A 19,192-nucleotide genomic window follows, 5' to 3' on the forward strand; every position below is an offset into this window, starting at 1 on the left:
ACCTTAACGTAAACTGCATCTTTCGGGTAGACCTGGTGTGCAGATTTTGATCTTTGCATGTGCCTGCGGTGGCTCTCCGCTTGGCAGGTCGATGATTATTTCGGGTAGAGAGGGGTGGGTGTGATGCTGACCAGGGTTTCCTCGTTACCGATGCTCACTTCGCCGTCCTGGATGGTGCACTGCAGATGCATTCCGCGTTCGGCGAGGCTGGCGAGTGCTTCGGTGTCGTCCTGCGGCAGGTCAATGATGGTCAGGTTGTTGAAGCGGGTCAGCTTGCCGTGATGCTTTTCCCACCACAGCGGCACGGCGCGGCCGCCGTAAGTGTATAGGATAACCTGATCGGCCCGGTTACAGGCTTTGCGCAGGCGGCTTTCGTCGGGCAGGCCGAGTTCTATCCACAGTTCGATTTCATCGCTCAGACTTTTTTGCCACAGGTCCGGTTCGTCGTCGGTGCTGATGCCCTTGGTGAACTCCAGGCGGTCGCTTGCGTTCAGGACGAATGCCAACAGGCGAATCATCATGCGCTCATCGGTTTCCGACGGGTGCCGGGCAATAGTGAGGTGGTGGTCACCATAGTAGTGTCGGTCCATGTCGGCGATGTTGAGTGTGGCCTTGAAGATGGTTGCCTTGAGCGCCATGGGGCTTCCTGCGTTGGTTTGCTTGTGATTTAGGGCCAGTGTAAAGCAAATGAGTCCTCTCTGAGAGGCTTGGGTGTGCCTGTTTGCACAAAAATCACTCGAGGGGGTTGCAAAGCCGCATGCAAATGACAATAATTATCAGTACCTTTCATCGGGACTTTGAGTGACCAATATGTACGTATGCCTCTGTCATGGTGTAACAGACCGCGAAATTCGGAAAGCGGCCGATAACGGCGTCAGCTCCATGCGCCAGCTTGGCAAGGAACTGGGCGTTGGAACCCAGTGTGGCCGCTGTGCCTGTACCGCACGGGAAATTCTGCGCGAAAGCCGTACTCCGGATTATCTGGCCATGGCAAACATGCTGGCCCAGCCTGCTTGATCAGGTTGTTACTGCGACCCTTTCCCATTTGTGATTTTTTCTCCCTGAAGGAAGGGCTATCCTGTAAGGATTGCCCATCCAAGTAAGGAGAAACGTCATGAAAGGCGACAAGAAAGTCATCCAGTTCCTGAATAAAGTACTCACCAACGAACTGACGGCCATCAATCAGTATTACCTGCATGCCAAGATGTATAAAGATTGGGGTATCACCAAGCTGGCTGCCAAGGAATACGAAGAATCCATTGATGAAATGAAGCACGCCGATGTGCTGATTGAGCGTATCCTGTTCTTGGAAGGCCTTCCCAACCTGCAGGACCTGAACAAGCTGTTGGTCGGTGAGAATGTCGAAGAGATGCTGTCCTGCGATCTCAAACTGGAACTCGCAGCTCATGCGGATCTGAAGGAAGCCATCCTCTACTGTGAGGATATCAAGGACTACACCAGTCGAGAGCTATTCCGCAGTATTCTGGACAGCGAAGAGGAGCACATCGACTGGCTGGAAACTCAGCTGGAAATGGTTGGCCAGATGGGAATTCAGAATTACATTCAATTGCAATCGTCTGCTGCGGAGTAACTCCAGACAATGGATTTGTCCTGTTTTAAAGCTTATGACCTGCGCGGCCGAGTGCCGGATCAACTCAACCCGACACTGGCCGAGCGAATTGGCAGGGCTTATGTGGAAGTGACGGGCGCCAAGAAAGTGATTGTCGGTTATGACATCCGCCTGTCGAGCCCGGAAATAGCGGAAGCGCTCAGTTCCGGCCTGATGGCTGCCGGTGCTGATGTGTTTGGCATCGGTTTGTGCGGAACGGAGCAGGTCTATTTTGCCACCAGCCATTACAAGATGGATGGCGGCATCATGGTGACCGCCAGCCACAACCCGAGAGACCACAACGGTATGAAAATGGTGGGTCCGGAATCCCGGCCCATCAGCTCCGATAACGGCCTCAATGACATCCGTGACCGCGTCCCCGAGCCGTTTGGTGATGCGCCGGTCCAGGGCCGCTACGAGCCTTTGGAAGTCATGGGGGCCTACATCGACCACCTTCTCGGCTACATCGATGCCGCTGTGTTAAGGCCACTGAAAATCGTGGTCAACGCTGGTAACGGCGGAGCTGGTCTGGTGATTGACCAGCTCGAACAGCACCTGCCATTCGAGTTCATCAAGGTACACCACCAGCCTGACGGCCACTTCCCGAATGGCGTGCCCAATCCCATCCTGGAAGAAAACCGCGCGGCCACGGCAGAGGTGGTCAAGGCCAACGGAGCGGCCATGGGCATCGCCTGGGATGGCGACTACGACCGCTGCTTCTTCTTTGACGAGAACGGCCGTTTCATCGAGGGTTATTACATCGTTGGCCTGCTGGCGGACCAGTTCCTCCGCAAGACCGGCGGCGGCAAAGTCATCCACGACCCACGCCTGACCTGGAATACCCTCGACCTGGTCGAGGCCGCCGGCGGCGAAGCCATTGAAAGCAAAACCGGCCACGCCTTCATCAAGCAGCGCATGCGCGATGAAGATGCGGTATACGGCGGCGAAATGAGCGCCCATCACTACTTCCGGGACTTCGCCTACTGCGACAGCGGTATGATCCCCTGGTTACTGGTAGCAGAACGCCTGTGCCAGTCCGGCCAGCCATTATCATCACTGATCGATGCCAGAATCGAAGCCTACCCGGCCAGCGGCGAAATCAACCGCACCATCGCCAATCCCCCCAAAGTCATCTCCGCCATCGAAGCCGCCTACGGCGCTGACGCCAAAAACGTCAGCCACGTGGACGGCGTGAGCGTGGAGTTCGACGACTGGCGCTTCAACCTGCGGATGTCCAACACCGAGCCGGTCGTTCGCCTGAACGTGGAATCTCGCGGTGATATTGCGTTGATGAAAGCGAAAACCGATGAGCTTCTCGCGGAAATGGAACGGTTGAACCAGTAAGGCCTATCGCAAAAGCTTGGGGGCAGTCAGGCAGGAACCCCTTTCAGAAACTGTGCGGAGCCATGGATGGCAGAGCTCAAGCGTACACGGATGTATTTACAGCGTGTTTCTGAAAGGGGTTCCTGCCTGACTGGCCTTGCACCAATGCCCATGCGCCACATGGATGTGCTTGAGCGTGTTTCTGAAATCCATACCCGCCTGACTGGCCTTCCCCCAAAGCTCAAAGCCAGTCATTCAGCATAATGCCAATGCCGATCCGCTGAATCCTCTCGTTGTAATCTATCAGACTCTCCCCATACCCGTTGTAGTACTGGAAGAACCCCTGAGGGTGTCACCCATGGGAAAACTGTAGCCAAACTCCACCGACGTCTTGTTGTCATGGGAACGCAGATTGTTACGAAATTTCAGGGACAACGTCCGATCCTCAGTCAGCTTATAGACCGCCAGGTAATCCGCGTGCCCCGTAAAGCGTTCAATGTCCGGGTTGTCGTCCTCGCTCTCATCCTCCGGCAGCCGGTACCAGGGCTGCACCAGAAACAACCACCGGTCGTAACTGTAACCGATGGACGTCATGATGCGATTCCAACTGCGGGAACGGGGCTCCGATTGCCCGTTGGACTGATGGTTAATGCCCAGAGTAACGCCACTGAAAGTTCCAGGGCCGATATCGTAGTCTGCCTGGTAGCGCAGAAAGACCTCCGGCTCATAATTGGTTTCCCGGAAAGGCGCGGAATCATCGGTGTTGTACACCTGCCAGAAGGATTTCTGAGTGTAGCCAAACCAGAGCGTCGTACGATCATCCAGGATGCCTGTTAACAAGGGAACCTTGAAACTGATCTGGTACTTGGCTTCCTGATTGTTGATGGAATGATCGTAGTGGCTTTCTCCCAGTCGCGGACTGACGGGAACCTTGTTCGGTGTGTCCACCCAGGTGAAGGGCAGGATATAGGTCGGGCGGTGGCCCACAAAGCTGCCAGAGAAGGAAAAAATTGCCTTTTCTGTCGCAGTGTAGCGCCTCACCAACTCGGCCATAACGCCGCTGTCTTCGTCACCGTTGTCGGCGGATACAGCTTGGGCAGCCGCCTCACCCTCTGCGGCGTCGGCTGACTCGTTATGCTCGAGAGTCTCGGCTTCCTGTGCTTTCCCGGGAGCGTTGAGGCTGTCGTAGCAAGCCAGACGCTGAGTGCCGTCGTCGATCAGGGTGCAGTCTTCCAGGGTCGGCTCATCCGTCGTGACCTCTTCACCAGGCTGACCATGCCCTTGGGCAGGGAGCAGGCAGGCTGCAACCAGCGGGATGAGCGTAGAGGTAAATCGGGACAAAACGCCACGGGCTGTATCCATATCCGCTATTCCTCATTAGGCGTTAAGGCTGATCCAGGTATTAATAATGCCGTATAACCAGACACCGATTAGCGTGACGGCAAGCAGCGAAAAAACAATCTTGTGACGGGTTTTTTGATCGGCTTGGGCTGCGGCAACCCAGCGCAGGTACATCAGTCCGATGAAGCTGCAGAAAACCGCCAGGCTGGCAAGTGCCGGGATCAGCAGCCATCCGGGGCTAAGGGGCGCACCTTCCTCCGCGCGTCCCGAAAACCAGGCCATGGAAATCAGCAAGAGTGCAAGCGCGGCAAACTCCAGTATCAGCAGAGGCTTGCGGAGCGGGTGGGGGGCTTTGTCTGTTGGTCGCATAATTCAGTGTTCCGCGATGGGTGGTTGTTGCCTATGGTACCCGGAATGAGTTTCCCTGGCGCAGAAGCTTACGAAACGGCAATTAAAATGCTTGAAATCAACCGCCGATTTTGCACTTTGGTTTTTTTGCCTGGCCGCAGTCGCTATAATGCGGCGACTGATTATTATAACGCTCAAATGCGAGGTGCATTGTGAAGATGAAGAGAGTCCTGGCTGCTGTATTGCTTGGCTTTGGCCTGACAGCGGGTGCCGTAATGGCAAGTGTTGAAGACGAAATCCGTGCACGCATCGCCCCGGTGGGCGAGGTTTGTGTGCAGGGCGACGATTGCGGATCCGCGGCAGCGCCTGCTGAAGAAGCCAGCTCAGGGCCTCGCTCTGGTGATGAGGTCTACAACGCCGCCTGTGTCGCCTGTCATGGTACTGGTGCTGCCGGTGCGCCGAAAAAAGGCGATGCCGCCGCCTGGAGTCCCCGTATCGACAAGGGGCTGGAAACCCTGGTCGATCATGCCATTAACGGCTTTAATGCCATGCCCGCCAGAGGCGCCTGCAGCAACTGTTCTGATGAGGAAATTCAGGCAGCGGTAGAATTCATGGTGTCGGAAAGCCAGTAATTTCATTGGCACGACAGGATCGTTGAAAAGCCCCGCACAAGCGGGGCTTTTCTATTTAGGGGTGAGTTGAATCGGCGGTGGTTGGCAGAGGTCGCCAGGAAAGCTGGCCCGTAATGGCGGCCATCGGCTTCTGCTCTTGCCTGACCGGGATTCGCCATTCGACCGTCGAGTCCGGAGTCTTGATCCGTTCCTCAGACAGTCTGGGGTCGACCCAGCCAAAGCTACCGGAGCCGGATACCCGAACCCAGGCCTGACCGGCATCGGGGGCAGAACCCTTGCTTTGTGGCAAAGACGTCCAGTAGCGGCTTTGGGGGTTGGCCTCAACCCGATCATGATGGAAACGAAGGAAAGGCTGGTTATCGCTGTCGAACACCGTCAGCATTTCCTCTCCCTGATAGTTGACCATAATGGCCGGCCTGGGCGCGTCGAGTATCACCGCCCGGATGGCTTCAGTATCCCCTCCGTGGAGGACATTGGCCCGTACAAAGCCTTCCGGGGCACCTTCGGCCCCCGGTGGTTGATGTGCGCTGCTTTGCCCGGCCACCATGGTTGTTAACATCGCGCTCGTCATCAGCATAGCCTTAATGGCAGAGCGGGCCTGGCGAACGTTCATACGCTTCATCGTTCCCCTCCTAGAGTTGCCCAACGACACTGTCGATCAGGTTGCCGTCATCGTCGGTGCCGTCGGCCATTTGAGTGTCACCGCTGCACTCCAGTGCATTGGTAACCACCGTGACGGGCGCGGCAACGGATGGCACGCGACCTTCATCGGTATTTTTGCTGGCAAACAGCATGTATTTACCGGCAGGTACCACGCTACTGGTCGCCGGCATGGTCAGTCGAAGGTTACGGCCATTACGGGATTGCACCGGCAGCTCGACGGCCCGTTGGTCACCATCAATCAGGTGGGTCATCACGGTGCGGCGGATCAGCAGCACCTTGTCTATGGCGCCGGCCTGATCCACCTGGATGGTGAACTCATCGCCTGGACTGAGGTTTTCCGGTGCACTGAGGATCTCCGGGCGATCATTGCGCATGGCGTAAGGTGGCGTATAGATCTCGAAACTGGGGTCGCGGCCATCGTTGGGTGACAGACCAAAATCCTCCAGATTGATGTGGGAGAGATAGGCGGTGTTGATCGGGGCGTGGCCACCAATCAGAACCCGGCCATCCGGCAGCAATACCGCGGTGTTGTGGTAGGTCCGTGGGCGTTTGCCCATAGCCATCTCGGTCCAGGTGCCGGTGTCCGGATCAAACCTCTCGGCGGTCATGATCGGACCTTCCAGCCCCGGCGCTACCACGCCATCTCGGGTGCCGCCGCTGAATACCATTACCGTGCCATCCGGCAGGACCACATTGGTGCCATACCAGCGTGGCTGATTCAGTGGGCCGGTGAGGCGGGACTCGTATTCGATATCATCGCCATGAGTGCGCACGGTGTCGATGCGGCTCTGGTCAGTCGGCAGGTAGCCACCGGGGTTGGTGAGCAACGCATAGCTCGGCACACCGCCTGCGGTCAGCAGTTCGACGTCTGTGTACTCGCCATCTTCATTGGGCTTCAACGGCAGCATGGTGGAAGAGGTTGAACCTCGCATACCGCCGGCAATGGCGGTCTTCAGGGTTTCTTCATCCACATTCAGTTCGCTGGCGGTGGTCAGCAGGTCTTCGGCCGAGTTCAGAACAGCTCCCAGCAGTGAAGAGCTTTGCTCCCCGGACAGATTGGTGATGTTCAGAGTGCTACTCAGTTCTCCCAGACCGATGTCATCCAGTCTTAATGGCAAGCCAGCGTAGCCGATGTCGGTCCAGCTCTGGTTATCCGGATCGAAGGTGGCCACGATGTTCCACAGGGCCTGGTCATAACCCTGGCCAAATGGGTTGAAGGCCTGGCCGCCGGCATTGTAGAGCACATGCCCGTTTGGCAGCAGGTGCAGTCGTGGATACAGCGGCAGGGAGCGGTCAGCTGTGGACGGGTTCTGGGTCCAGGTGCCAGTACAGGGATCGTAGGTTTCGGTTTGCACGACGTTGCGACCGGAATTCAGCGGATCTTCCGGATACACCGGTTTCAACAGCTTGGTGACGCCGCTGGCGACAAAGATCTTGCTGTCCGGCAGGGTGACCAGGGAGGGATACCAGCGACCGTAATTCATATCGCCGCTTTGGGTCCAGGTGTTGGTTTCCGCGTCAAAGATACGAGAGTTCTTGATGCCCTCCAGTTCCGCTACGCCCAGGGGCAGGCCATCAACACCCGGCTCGGAATAGTAGTCGGTACCACCGACGGCCATAACACTGCCGTCGGCCAGGCCGATGACATCGGAGCAGAACAGCGCGCCGTCGTTTTTGCTGGTGTTGTCGGCGGTATCCAGGGCTCCGTCCAGCGGAGAGTCATTGAAAATTGTTTCACTGTCATTGCCGTCAGGGTTGGCGCCGGCTCGTAACGGGGTTGGTTTCAGCCAGGTGGGTTGATCGTTGTTGCCCAGCGACAGGACCCGGCTCTGGTCATTGATGGAGGCCTCGCCGAATTCGGCGACTATGGACAATTCAACGTTCTCGGTCCCTTCCAGGGCGTTCAGGTAAAGGATCCGGCCGTCTTCCAGCAGCGCCATGGTGCCAGCTGCCGGCTTGCATTCCTGCAGGCCCTCGGCATTGGTCACGCATTTTTCATCGGTTTCTACGGTGTTGCCGTCAACAACAATGGTTGGCTCCGCGAACGGGTCACTGAAGGCGCCCAGGGGGGAATAATTATCCTTGAAGGTGGGCTTGGCTGACGCCGTGGCCTGGTCCCCGGCAACCGCCGGTTCCTGTTGATTCTGGGCGGGTTCCGACGATGCGCTGTCATCCTCGGAGGAACCGCCGCCGCAGGCGGACAGGGCCAGGGTACCAATGGCGAGAGCCATGTGACGGTAAAGTAGATGCTTGTTCCAGTTCATCCTGTGCTCCTCGATGTTGTTTTTATCGGTAAGGGGGGGCGGCCTTTGCTGCCGCCCCTTAAACCTTACGTTCGAGAAGCAAGAAAAGTTTCAACTGTCTGTCAGTTTTTTGAAGTATTGTAGGACAGAGTTGTGGGCTAAGCGCCCAGATCCCCCAGTAACGCGCTCAGGGTGGCTTTGCCTTTTTTCTGGTTGGCCTCGACATCCAGATCCCCCAGACCTTCCCATTTCAGGTCCTCCTCCGGCAGTTCATCAAGGAACCGGCTGGGAATGGTTTCGATTTTCTCGCCGTACTGCTTGCGCTGGGCGGCGTAGGTGAGGGTCAGGGTTTCGCGGGCGCGGGTGATGCCCACGTACATCAGCCGCCGCTCTTCCTCTATATTGCCCTCCTCGATGCTGGCGCGGTGGGGTAAGATCTCCTCCTCTAGTCCCATGATGAATACGTGGGGGAATTCCAGCCCTTTCGACGCGTGCAGGGTGAGGAGCTGAACCTTGTCGCTGTCGTCCTCTTCTTCCCGCTGTTCCATCATGTCCCGCAGGATCAGCTTGCTGATGGCATCCTCGATGCCCAGTTCATCGGCAGTGCCCTTGCCGTCATCGAGCATGCGCTGGATCGATTCCACCAGGTACCAGATGTTCTGCATTCGGCGTTCCGCCTGTTTGGGGGTGCCGGAGTGCTGGTGCAGCCATTCCTCGTACTCAATGTCGGTAAACAGCTGTTTGATCACCGGTACCGGATCCTCCCGGTGCAGGCGTTCGCAGATGTAGTCGACCCAGTGGGCAAAGCGTCGTAGCCGGTCCAGGCCTTTCTCGGTGACATGGGTCTCCGCGCCCATATCGCCCAGCGCTTTGAACAGGCTGACATTGCGGGCGCGGGCATAGTGGCTCAGTTGCTCCAGCGTGCGTGGACCGATTTCCCGGCGAGGTACGTTGACGACACGCAGGAACGCCGCATCGTCGTCCGGATTGATCAGCAGTCGCAGGTAGGACATGGCATCCTTGATCTCGTTTTTCGAGAAGAACGACTGCCCGCCAGAGATACGATAGGGGATCTGGTAGGCCTGCAGTTTCATCTCCAGCAGCCGTGCCTGGTGATTGCCCCGGTAAAGTACGGCGAAGTCCTTGAAGGCCAGACCCTTTTTCAGTTTTTGGTCAAGGATTTCGGTGGCCACGCGGTCGGCCTCAGTGTCTTCGCTGCGACAACGGACAATGCGGATCTCTTCACCAATGGTATGGTCGCTCCACAGGGCCTTCTCGAACACGTGGGGGTTGTTGGCGATCACCGTATTGGCGCTGCGCAGAATCCGCCCGGTGGAGCGGTAGTTCTGCTCCAGTTTGACGATTTTCAGGCTGGGGAAGTCTTCCTTGAGCTGCGCCAGGTTTTCCGGGCGGGCGCCACGCCAGGCGTAGATGGACTGATCGTCGTCGCCCACCACCGTGAAGGCGGCCCGTTCTGCCACCAGCAGTTTGACCAGCTCGTACTGGCACACGTTGGTGTCCTGGTACTCGTCCACCAGCATATAGCGGATCTTGCGGCGCCATTTGGCCAGCACGTCCGGGTGGCTGCGGAACAGTTGCACCGGCAGCAGGATCAGGTCGTCGAAATCGACGGCGTTGTAGGCCTTGAGGTATTCGTTGTAGCGTTTGTAGATCAGGGCAATGCGCTGCTCCCGCTCGTCCGCCGCCTTGCTCCAGGCTTCCTCCGGTCCACGCATGGCGTTTTTCCAGGAAGAGATGGTCATCTGGATATCGGAGAGTTCATCACCGGCGTCGGCGCTGTCCTCCCGCATCATCAAATCCTGTAACAAAGCTTTGGCATCCTCGGCGTCAAAGATGGAGAAGCCGGGGTGGTAGCCCAGGTGCGGGTGCTCCTCGCGGATCATGTTCAGACCGAGATTATGAAAGGTGGACACGATCAGCCCGCGGGTCTGTTTGCGGTCCACAATGCGACCCACCCGCTCTTTCATTTCGCGGGCGGCCTTGTTGGTGAAGGTCACAGCGGCGATGTGGCGCCCCGGAATGCCCAGCTGTTCAATCAGGTAGGCAATTTTGCGGGTAATGACGCTGGTCTTGCCGCTGCCGGCACCGGCCAGAACCAGCAGGGGGCCGTCGGCGTAGCGCACTGCTTCATTCTGTCTGGGGTTGAGTTTGTTCATCCGCGCATTCTACACCAGCGAGAGTTGCTGTACCTTGACGATCTATCGGCTATTCTAGGGAGGAAGGATGTGGTTCATCATGGAAATCGGGCGCCCTTAATGACACTGCCAGTGGAAACAATGAGTTCCGGCCAGGTACGCTTGCTGGTATTGACGCCGGAATACACGGATTTTCTGTGGCTGGAGTCACTGCTTTGCCGTGACCGGGAGCTGGTGCCGGACATGGTGTGGTGTCCTGACCTGATCGACTGTGATGACCTGATCCGCAACACGCATTTCGATGTCATTCTCTGGGATTGTGTGTTCCATGGGGATTCCGAAGTCTCATTCCTGCAATACCTTAGCGCGGCCAGCAACGACAAATCCGTACTGGCTCTCAGTGCTGACCCCAGTGCCGAGTGCGCTGCCGAGTTAATTGCCAATGGCGCGGCTGACTACCTGTGCCGCCAGACTCTGGATGCCTGGAGTCTGGCGAGGGCCGTGAAATGCCTGTGGTACCGGGAGCAGCTGTCAGCATCCGCACACGGTCACCTTGGTCGCGAGGTGGCCAGCGGCGTGATCAACCGGGACCTGTTTTTTGACCGGCTCCAGCAGGCCTTGTTGCGGGCTGAGCGCGGTGGCCACCGGCTGGCCCTGCTGCATCTCAATCTGGATGACTTCCGCAGCTTCAACGAATCGTTCGGGTACCAGAAAAGCGACCTGCTGGTGCTAAAGCTGGCGGAGCGGTTGCGTCACAGTCTCCGCCGTGTGGATTCGCTAATGCGGATTGGTGGCGATGAGCTGGCAGTCATCGTGGAAAAGGTGGAAGACTCCCTCGATATTACCCAGATCATTCGGAAGGTGGTGAATGCCCTGAATGACCCGATCACGGTGGATGGGCAGAACATGGTTGTCAGTGCCAGCCTGGGAGTGGCGACGTACCCGGAAGCAGGGGATAGCCCGGAAAATCTGATGCGCCGGGCCAACCGCGCGATGTTTGAGGCCAAGCGTGATCCGGGCACCAGTTACCGCTTCTATGACCAGCATTTGCATATCACTGCCGGTTACCAACTGCGTCTGGAAGCGGATTTGCGCAACGCACTGAGGGGCAAGGAACTGGAACTGTATTACCAGCCGCGTATCGATCTGGCGACCGAGGAGGTCCGGGGCGTGGAATGTCTCCTGCGCTGGAACCATCCCGAACGCGGATTGGTGTCTCCGGATGAATTTATTCCGGTGGCGGAGCGCAGTGGACTGATTGTACCCATCGGCTACTGGGTGATCGAGCAGGCCTGCAAGCGCCTGCAGGAATCGTCGGATCTGGGTTTCCCGGGGCTGGTGTTTGCAGTCAATCTGTCGTTCCGACAGTTTCATGATCGCAAAATGACGGAGACTATCTTCCGTATTATTTTCAACGCCAACGTGGATACCAGCCTGCTGGAGCTGGAGCTGACAGAAAGCGCGATGATGCACGATCCCGAATACGCCCAGCGCTGCCTGCGAGAACTCAATCAGTTGGGCATCAGCTTCGCCCTCGACGACTTTGGTACCGGCTTTTCCTCCCTCAGCAACCTCCAGCATCTGCCCATTTCCCTGGTCAAGATCGACAAGTCCTTTGTGCAGGAACTGGGGCATTCCGCCGATGCAGAACACATCATCCGTGCCATCATCAGTCTTTCCCACAGTCTTCAGATCAGCGTGGTGGCCGAGGGGGTGGAGACCGAGGGACAGCTGGAATTTTTACGCCAACAACATTGCGATGAGATTCAGGGTTATTACTACGCGCGCCCCATGCCCTGGCAGGATCTTGTGCAATTCCTGAACAACCGTGGCCAGGCCGCTTGCCTGCAGCGGTAAGCCGCTGTACCTTTGCGCTTTGATCCAGAAAGCATCACAGAGGTCGCATGAACAGTATCTCCAGGCGCATCGCCGAAGAGCTCGGTGTACGCGAGCAACAGGTTAATGCCACTGTCGCCCTGTTGGATGAGGGTGCCACGGTTCCATTCATTGCCCGCTACCGGAAAGAAGTCACCGGCTCGCTGGATGACAGTCAGTTGCGTAATCTGGAAGAGCGCCTGCGTTATCTGCGGGAACTGGAAGATCGCCGGTCCACGATTCTCAACAGCATCGAAGAGCAGGGCAAGCTGACCGACGAGTTGCGCACCAGCATCAACGAGGCGGACACTAAAAACCGCCTGGAAGATCTGTACCTTCCCTACAAGCCCAAGCGCCGCACCAAGGCCCAGATCGCGAAAGAAGCGGGCCTTGAACCTCTGGCGGACGCCCTCTACGACGACCCGACCCTGGACCCGGAAACCACCGCGGGCAGCTACGTCAGTGCCGAAGCCGGTGTGGCGGATACCAAGGCTGCCCTGGATGGCGCCCGCTACATTCTGATGGAGCGCTTTGCCGAGGATGCCGAACTGCTGGGCGACCTGCGGGATTTCATCTGGCAGGACGGTCAGCTCAAGGTCACGGTGATTGAGGGCAAGGAAAGCGAGGGCGCCAAGTTCCGTGATTATTTTGATCATATCGAGCCCCTGAAAAAAGTGCCGTCTCACCGGGCGCTGGCGATTCTGCGCGGTCGTAACGAGGGAATCCTGGGGTATTCCATTGTGGTGGGGGACGCTGACGATGACCGCCGGCACCCTCATCCAGCGGAACAGCGTATTGCCGCACGCTGGAACATCCGTGATAACGGCCGTGCCGCTGACAAGTGGTTGTCGGACGTGGTCCGCTGGACCTGGCGGGTGAAATTGTCCACCCAAATTGAGACGGACCTGATGGCCCAGGTGCGGGAAGCGGCTGAGACCGAAGCCATCAATGTGTTTGCCAACAACCTCAAGGACCTGTTGCTGCTGGCGCCCGCCGGGCCACGTCCGACGCTGGGTCTGGATCCGGGGCTGCGTACCGGCGTCAAGGTGGCGGTCATCGATGGTACCAGTCAGGTGGTTGGTCACGGTGCTATTTTCCCTCATGCGCCCAAGAACCAGTGGGAGCGTTCCATCGAACAGCTGGCAGCCTGGTGCCGTGAGTACAAGATCGAGCTGATTGCGATCGGCAATGGCACTGCCTCCCGGGAAACCGAGAAGCTGGTGGCGGATCTGTGCAAGAAATACCCCGAGCTGAAGCTGGCCAGGATTGTGGTGAGCGAATCCGGTGCGTCCATATACTCAGCATCCGAGTTTGCATCGAAGGAGTTGCCGGATCTGGATGTGACGGTCCGGGGCGCGGTGTCTATCGCCCGTCGCCTGCAGGACCCGCTGGCTGAGTTGGTGAAGATCGAGCCCAAGTCCATTGGGGTGGGGCAGTACCAGCACGATGTCTCCCAGGTGCAATTGGCACGTAGCCTGGATGCGGTGGTGGAAGACTGTGTAAACGGGGTTGGCGTCGATCTGAACACGGCGTCGGTACCCCTGTTGGCGAGGGTATCCGGGCTTAACCAGAGCATTGCCCAGAACATCGTCGACTTCCGCAATCAGAACGGTGTGTTCCGCAACCGCAAGCAGTTGCTGAAAGTCTCCCGCCTTGGCGAGCGTACCTTCGAGCAGGCCGCGGGTTTCCTGAGAATTGCCAGCGGTGAGAATCCGTTGGACCGGTCCTCGGTACACCCGGAAGCCTACGGTGTGGTGGAAGCTATCGCGGCTAAAAACAACCGCAAGGTCGAGAACATCATTGGTGATGCAACGTTCCTGCGGTCACTGAATCCCCAGGACTATGTTACCGAGCAGTTTGGTCTGCCGACGATTAAGGATATTATTTCCGAACTGGAAAAGCCCGGTCGCGATCCTCGCCCGGAATTCCGTTTTGCCAGTTTTGAGGAGGGGGTGGAAACCCTGAGTGATCTCAAGCCGGGCATGGTGCTGGAAGGTTCGGTCACCAACGTCACCAATTTCGGGGCGTTTGTCGATATCGGGGTGCACCAGGATGGTCTGGTTCACATCTCTGCGCTGTCCAACACCTTTGTGAAGGACCCGCGTGAGGTGGTGAAAGCCGGGGACATCGTCAAGGTCAAAGTGATGGATGTGGACATTCCCCGTAAGCGGATTGCCCTGTCCATGCGCATGGACGACCAGCCGGGTGAGAAAACGGACAGCAAGTCGGCTGGCTCGGCGAGCCGGGGCCGGGGTGAGAACCGCTCTGGTGGTCGCAGTGGCCGTGCCCAGGGTGGGCAGCAACCGCAGCAGGGCGCCATGGCCGGCGCATTGGCGCAGGCGCTGGCCTCGGCCCGGAAAGGCGGTCGTTAACCGGCGGCGCCGATACCCATTCCACAGGCGGGTACCGCTCACGAGGCCGGTACCCGCTTCAGCAGGAGTCATTCATGGCTGAATCCCGCCATCACATCTTCCATCAATTTGCGGCCGGCGATTGGAGCGGTTTCCTGAAAGGGGTGGAAAAGGAAGGTCTGCGGGTTGACCGCAACGGCTTTATCGCCCAGACCCCGCACCCCAGGGCCCTGGGGTCTGCGCTGACCCACCCACGGATCACCACGGACTATTCTGAAGCCTTGCTGGAGTTGATCACGCCGGTATGCGACAGCACCGGGAGCCTGCTGTCGTCGTTGCGGGATGTGCACCGGTTTGTGCAGCAGAACCTGGAAGATGAAGTGTTCTGGGCGGCGAGCATGCCCTGCGAACTGGATGGCGACGCCAGCATCCCCATTGCGGAATACGGCACGTCCAATATTGGTCGCCTCAAGCACGTCTACCGCCAGGGACTCGCCGTGCGTTATGGCCGGATGATGCAGAGCATCGCCGGTGCCCACTACAACCTGTCACTGCCGGACCGGTTCTGGTCACTGTGGCAGCAAGCCCTGGGTAACCAGCAGAGCCTGAAGGACTTTAAATCGGACCAGTATTTCTGGCTGATCCGCAACTTCCGCCGCCGCAGCTGGTTGCTGATGCTGTTGTTCGGGGCATCCCCGGCTCTGGATGCCAGCTTCGTGGCCGGAGTGAAACACGATCTGGTCCGTTTCAATGACAATACCTGGCATGGTCCGGACGCTACGTCTTTGCGGATGGGCGACCTGGGCTACCATAATAATGCCCAGTCCTCCCTGAATATCTGCTTTAACGAACTCAGTACCTACACCCGCACGCTGGACCGGGCGATCCACACGCCATGGCCGGAATACGAAGCCATTGGTACTCGCCGAGGTGACGAGTTTATCCAGATCAACACCAGCGTGTTGCAGATTGAGAATGAGTACTACAGCGCGGTGCGCCCCAAGCGCACCACCGAACGCGAGGAAAAGCCGATCCAGGCTCTCGAAGCCCGGGGGGTGGAGTACATCGAGGTTCGCTGCCTCGACCTGGACCCGTTCTCCCCGGTAGGGGTCACGGAAAGCCAGATCGATTTCCTTGATCTGTTCCTGCTCGACTGCCTGCTGGCGGACAGTCCCCGCATTGACGACAGCGAATGTGAGCGGCTCGATGACAATTACAAGGACGTGGTGGCCCATGGTCGGAACGTTGAGCTCACGTTGTGCCGTAAGGGGCGTAGAACCCCGGTGGGTGAAGCGGCTGACAGTCTGCTGTCGGAGCTGGAGCCGCTGGCGGAACGGCTCGACAGCTGGACCGGTGGTGACGCATATCGACGCGCGCTCCAGGCTCAGCGCAGTAAGCTGTCATCACCCGGTCAGGTTCCATCCGCCAGGGTGATGGAGGCCATGTCGCAATCCGGTCTCGGCCACCGGGAATGGGTTCAGGAAATATCCCGTCAGCATCAGCAGACACTCCGTGAAGAATCGATTGGCGAGGACACACGGGCGGGCTTCGAGCGCATGAGCGCGGAATCCCTGGGCGAGCAGGCGAGGATGGAGGCAGCTGATACCCTGCCATTTGCCGAGTTCCTGGAAGAATACCTGCGTTCCTGATTAACGGCACCGGGGACCCGGGTCACGCCGGAGCCGGACCTGTCGCACAGAATCTGCACAAATAGTTGTCGGGTTCTGGCGACCGCTGTTAAGTTTATGTGGCAGCGTCACCACTGATTATGAGTGTGTTGAAGGTGTGGCTGTCAGGCATCAGGGAGAGCCGGCATGACCAGAGAGACCAAACTGGGTTGGGATGTTCAGTCGCTGAACAAGGCCTACCGCCATGGGTATATGGCGGCGTCAATGGGCATGGAGCTTGGCCGTTGCCCCTACCGGAGTGAGGTGGTTGTCGCTGCCTGGGAGGCAGGTTGGGAAGATGCAACGGAGGACGCCCGTGAGCAGTTGCCCGCCAGTGACGACCTGTTTTCCTGGATTGCCTGAGCCGTTTGCTCTGGCCGTCCACCTATCTCTGTACGACAAATTCCGTAAACAGAACGCCGGTGATGGTTTCGCCGGTCTGCTGTTCGGCCAGCACCGCGTTTATCCGTTGTTTGGCCTCATCCCTGAGCGCGGCCTGTCCCTCACTGGTTGCCAGTCTGTCCGCGTCGGTCTGTTCCCCGAATAACATCACCAGTTTGTGCCTTAGCCTGGGCATATGAGCCTCCACGGCCGGGCGGGTGGTTTCCTTCGACGCACGGATAGTCACCGAGGCTTTCAGGTAGGTGAGCTTGTCGCCAGGTTCCCCCACATGGGTGACAAACGACGGGTCCATTTCGATGTAGTCGGTGATTGTGGCTTCCTCCTGAGCCGCCTCCGTTTCATCTTCGTCCTCTTGCGCGGTGGTGGCGGTAGGAATCGCTGGTAACAGGCACAGCAGGATCAGGAAAAAACGTTTTAGCTGGAGTGTCATAGGCTTGAAGTTCACGATGGTTTAGGGTTTAGTGACGAAGCAACGGCGATAACTGCCTGGTTTTCGCAGAATAACAGGCCCGGTGGCCTCTTGCAGCAATCGCTGATACCCGGACCCATTGCGGTTGCGGGTAAGAGGCCTGAATGTCATTCCCGAGGTGTGCATTTGACTTCCAGACTGGTGTTTTCAGTAATTTTTGTGGTGTGTGTCGCGCTGCTGGGCGTGGCTTTTTACATGGAGCATGTCATGGGGCTGGAGCCCTGTCCCTTGTGCTGGCTTCAGCGGTTCGGGTTTATCGGGGCAGGTGTGGTGAGTCTGTTGGCGGCATTGCATAACCCGAAAGGCGTTGGTGTGCGCCTCTACGGGTTGCTGTTGGCCGTCACTGCCGGTGCCGGACTGGCCGTGGCCGGGCGGCAGTTGTGGCTGCAGAGTCTGCCCGAGGACCAGGTGCCGGCGTGTGGACCGTCCGTGGATTACATGCTGGAGGTTCTGCCCCTGACCGAGGTGCTGACCACCGCTTTCCGGGGCACGGGTGACTGTGCGGAAGTGGTCTGGCGATTCCTCGGTTTGAGTATTCCGGGATGGACCGCTGTGTTTTTCTCGCTGTTGGTCATTACCGGACTCGTGATGCTGTTCCGCACTGGCAAAAGGTCTGAGTGGAGTAAGGGCTGAAACGGTTGCGGCCAGCTATGGGCATGGGGTACCTTGAGTCACGACACAACAAAAATTGAAACCGACACCGGGTATATGTCAGGTAACTGGAGAAAGGCGTCATGTTGGAAAATTGCCGTAATGCCAGGGAGCGTTGGGGTGGCGTCAGCGAGCTGATTGATCGCTGGCTGAAGGAGCGCCAGGAGTTATTGGTGCACTACTGTGAGTTGTCCGGAGAAAGCGATTTTTCTCAGACAGAAGCCCTGCGGGAAAAGTTTGTCCGGCTCTGCGAGGTGTTGGTGGATTATGTATCCGCCGGTCATTTTGAAATCTATGAGCAGCTTATTCAGGAAGCCAGGGAATTCAATGACGGCGGGCTGGAGCTGGCTGCCAAATTATACCCGCGGATTGCAGAGACCACCGAGACGGCGTTGAACTTCAATGACCGCCTGGATGGCAATACGCTCAGTGAGAGTGATGTCCGGGCGTTGTTCGATCAACTGTCTGAGCTGGGAGAAATCCTGGAAAGCCGGTTCGAGATGGAAGACTACCTGATCGAACACCTGCATAACGTTCACGCGGACAAGGTCATGTCCTCTGCCTGAGGCTGTCAGGAAAGCGTGAGAGGTGCAGCCTCCGGAAGGGTGAGTGGAGGCTGCAGTCTGTATCTTATAGAGAGGCCGGATTACTCCGGGTTCACCTCAATCAGCTCCACATCAAACACCAGGGTTTCGTTCGGCCCGATGCTGTGATTGCCGCCTGGTCCGTAGGCAAGCTCGGAAGGAATGTACAGCTTCGCGCGGCTGCCTTCGTTCATGAGCTGGAGGCCCTCGGTCCAGCCCGGGATCACCTGGTTGAGACCAAAGGTGACCGGCTCGCCACGTTCGCGGGAGCTGTCAAAGACCTCACCAGACAGCAGTTCTCCGGTGTAGTGGACTTTAACCTTGTCGTTTTCACCGGGCTTATCGCCATCACCCTCTTCCAGGATTTCGTACTGTAGGCCGGAGTCCGTGGTCTCTACACCTTCCCGTTCGGCGTTCTCAGCAAGAAACGCTTCGCCGGCTTCACTGTTCTTCTGAGCCAGTTCTTCCTGCTGCTCGTTTTGCCGCTCCTGGAGTTGCTGTTGGTAAGCCATCAGCGCTTCCTGGATTTCCTCACGGCTCATCCGACTTACTTCTTCGTCACCTTTATGGCCGTGCTCAATCCCCTGGAGGAATTGTTCCATTTGCAGGTCCGGCAGGTCATTCTTCATGCGCTCACCGAGGACCAGGCCCATGCCGTAACTGACTTTCTGGTCGGTGGAATCCAGGCTTGGGTCTTTCTCTGATTCGGTTTGCGTGGAGCAGCCGGCGACGATGCCGGATACTGCCAGTGCGAGCAGCATTTTCTTCATTGCAGAGTCCTATGTTGTGGGCGGGGTCCCGGGACCCCGTATTGTGTTTATCTGAGACTGGGAAAAGGTAACGGGTTCTGTCGCCAGATGCCACTGAACATGTGTTAA

General features: G+C 57.9%; 19 protein-coding genes. 11 read left to right on the forward strand and 8 right to left on the reverse strand.

Annotated features, from left to right (window positions below):
• Positions 1-95 precede the first annotated feature (95 nt).
• Complete coding sequence (locus tag EHN06_RS03085; protein ID WP_127330096.1) at positions 96-638, reverse strand: YaeQ family protein; 543 nt, start codon at positions 636-638, stop codon at positions 96-98.
• 172 nt (positions 639-810) lie between these two features.
• Between EHN06_RS03085 and EHN06_RS03090 the strand changes: the two genes are divergently transcribed.
• The 4 genes from EHN06_RS03090 (at position 811) to EHN06_RS21125 (ending at position 3,196) form a co-directional block, all read left to right on the forward strand.
• Complete coding sequence (locus EHN06_RS03090; RefSeq protein WP_127334331.1) at positions 811-1,017, forward strand: bacterioferritin-associated ferredoxin; 207 nt, start codon at positions 811-813, stop codon at positions 1,015-1,017.
• Between the two features lie 97 nt (positions 1,018-1,114).
• Positions 1,115-1,591 (forward strand): bacterioferritin, encoded by a 477-nt coding sequence (bfr, locus tag EHN06_RS03095; RefSeq protein WP_127330098.1) that lies wholly within the window; start codon positions 1,115-1,117, stop codon positions 1,589-1,591.
• Positions 1,592-1,600: 9 nt separating this feature from the next.
• Positions 1,601-2,953, forward strand: a complete 1,353-nt coding sequence (locus EHN06_RS03100; RefSeq protein WP_127330100.1) for a phosphomannomutase — start codon at positions 1,601-1,603, stop codon at positions 2,951-2,953.
• Between the two features lie 66 nt (positions 2,954-3,019).
• Positions 3,020-3,196 carry a hypothetical protein gene (locus tag EHN06_RS21125; RefSeq protein WP_164735570.1) on the forward strand — a complete coding sequence of 59 codons (177 nt, stop codon included), beginning with the start codon at positions 3,020-3,022 and terminating at the stop codon, positions 3,194-3,196.
• A gap of 39 nt (positions 3,197-3,235) precedes the next feature.
• Here the strand turns inward: EHN06_RS21125 and EHN06_RS03105 are convergent, their stop codons facing one another.
• Together EHN06_RS03105 and EHN06_RS03110 are read right to left on the reverse strand one after the other, a co-directional pair.
• Positions 3,236-4,294 (reverse strand): phospholipase A, encoded by a 1,059-nt coding sequence (locus tag EHN06_RS03105; RefSeq protein ID WP_416332537.1) that lies wholly within the window; start codon positions 4,292-4,294, stop codon positions 3,236-3,238.
• 15 nt (positions 4,295-4,309) lie between these two features.
• Entirely contained in the window at positions 4,310-4,642 is a 333-nt protein-coding gene (locus tag EHN06_RS03110; protein WP_127330102.1) for a hypothetical protein, read from the reverse strand.
• Between the two features lie 197 nt (positions 4,643-4,839).
• On the opposite strand from EHN06_RS03110, the gene EHN06_RS03115 reads away from it, so the two are divergent.
• Positions 4,840-5,253 (forward strand): c-type cytochrome, encoded by a 414-nt coding sequence (locus EHN06_RS03115; RefSeq protein WP_127330104.1) that lies wholly within the window; start codon positions 4,840-4,842, stop codon positions 5,251-5,253.
• Between the two features lie 55 nt (positions 5,254-5,308).
• Here EHN06_RS03115 and EHN06_RS03120 read toward each other — a convergent pair whose 3' ends face one another.
• The 3 genes from EHN06_RS03120 to rep all read right to left on the reverse strand — a co-directional run bounded on the left by EHN06_RS03120 (position 5,309) and on the right by rep (position 10,336).
• Entirely contained in the window at positions 5,309-5,875 is a 567-nt protein-coding gene (locus EHN06_RS03120) for a hypothetical protein (RefSeq protein ID WP_127330106.1), read from the reverse strand.
• Between the two features lie 10 nt (positions 5,876-5,885).
• Positions 5,886-8,180: a galactose oxidase-like domain-containing protein gene (locus tag EHN06_RS03125; protein WP_127330108.1), complete on the reverse strand. Its 2,295-nt coding sequence runs from the start codon at positions 8,178-8,180 to the stop codon at positions 5,886-5,888.
• A 137-nt stretch (positions 8,181-8,317) separates the two neighbouring features.
• Positions 8,318-10,336: a DNA helicase Rep gene (gene rep / locus EHN06_RS03130; RefSeq protein ID WP_127330110.1), complete on the reverse strand. Its 2,019-nt coding sequence runs from the start codon at positions 10,334-10,336 to the stop codon at positions 8,318-8,320.
• Positions 10,337-10,435: 99 nt separating this feature from the next.
• Between rep and EHN06_RS03135 the strand changes: the two genes are divergently transcribed.
• The 4 genes from EHN06_RS03135 (at position 10,436) to rmf (ending at position 16,571) form a co-directional block, all read left to right on the forward strand.
• Positions 10,436-12,172 carry a putative bifunctional diguanylate cyclase/phosphodiesterase gene (locus EHN06_RS03135; RefSeq protein WP_127330112.1) on the forward strand — a complete coding sequence of 579 codons (1,737 nt, stop codon included), beginning with the start codon at positions 10,436-10,438 and terminating at the stop codon, positions 12,170-12,172.
• Positions 12,173-12,219: 47 nt separating this feature from the next.
• A complete protein-coding gene (locus EHN06_RS03140) occupies positions 12,220-14,562 on the forward strand; it encodes a Tex family protein (RefSeq protein WP_127330114.1) in 2,343 nt (780 codons plus the stop codon).
• 74 nt (positions 14,563-14,636) lie between these two features.
• Positions 14,637-16,190: a glutamate--cysteine ligase gene (gshA, locus tag EHN06_RS03145; RefSeq protein ID WP_127330116.1), complete on the forward strand. Its 1,554-nt coding sequence runs from the start codon at positions 14,637-14,639 to the stop codon at positions 16,188-16,190.
• Positions 16,191-16,355: 165 nt separating this feature from the next.
• Positions 16,356-16,571, forward strand: a complete 216-nt coding sequence (gene rmf / locus EHN06_RS03150; RefSeq protein ID WP_127330118.1) for a ribosome modulation factor — start codon at positions 16,356-16,358, stop codon at positions 16,569-16,571.
• Positions 16,572-16,593: 22 nt separating this feature from the next.
• On the opposite strand, the gene EHN06_RS03155 is transcribed toward rmf, so the two are convergent.
• Positions 16,594-17,040: a flagellar basal body-associated FliL family protein gene (locus tag EHN06_RS03155; RefSeq protein WP_127330120.1), complete on the reverse strand. Its 447-nt coding sequence runs from the start codon at positions 17,038-17,040 to the stop codon at positions 16,594-16,596.
• Positions 17,041-17,205: 165 nt separating this feature from the next.
• Here EHN06_RS03155 and EHN06_RS03160 point away from each other — a divergent pair, with 165 nt between their 5' ends.
• Together EHN06_RS03160 and rsd are read left to right on the forward strand one after the other, a co-directional pair.
• On the forward strand, positions 17,206-17,712 hold the full coding sequence (locus tag EHN06_RS03160) for a disulfide bond formation protein B (RefSeq protein ID WP_127330122.1): 507 nt from the start codon (positions 17,206-17,208) through the stop codon (positions 17,710-17,712).
• A 101-nt stretch (positions 17,713-17,813) separates the two neighbouring features.
• Positions 17,814-18,296 (forward strand): sigma D regulator, encoded by a 483-nt coding sequence (gene rsd / locus EHN06_RS03165; protein WP_127330124.1) that lies wholly within the window; start codon positions 17,814-17,816, stop codon positions 18,294-18,296.
• 80 nt (positions 18,297-18,376) lie between these two features.
• On the opposite strand, the gene EHN06_RS03170 is transcribed toward rsd, so the two are convergent.
• Positions 18,377-19,084 carry an FKBP-type peptidyl-prolyl cis-trans isomerase gene (locus EHN06_RS03170; RefSeq protein ID WP_127330126.1) on the reverse strand — a complete coding sequence of 236 codons (708 nt, stop codon included), beginning with the start codon at positions 19,082-19,084 and terminating at the stop codon, positions 18,377-18,379.
• Positions 19,085-19,192 lie beyond the last annotated feature (108 nt).

This window comes from Marinobacter sp. NP-4(2019), from assembly GCF_003994855.1.
GTDB lineage: Bacteria > Pseudomonadota > Gammaproteobacteria > Pseudomonadales > Oleiphilaceae > Marinobacter.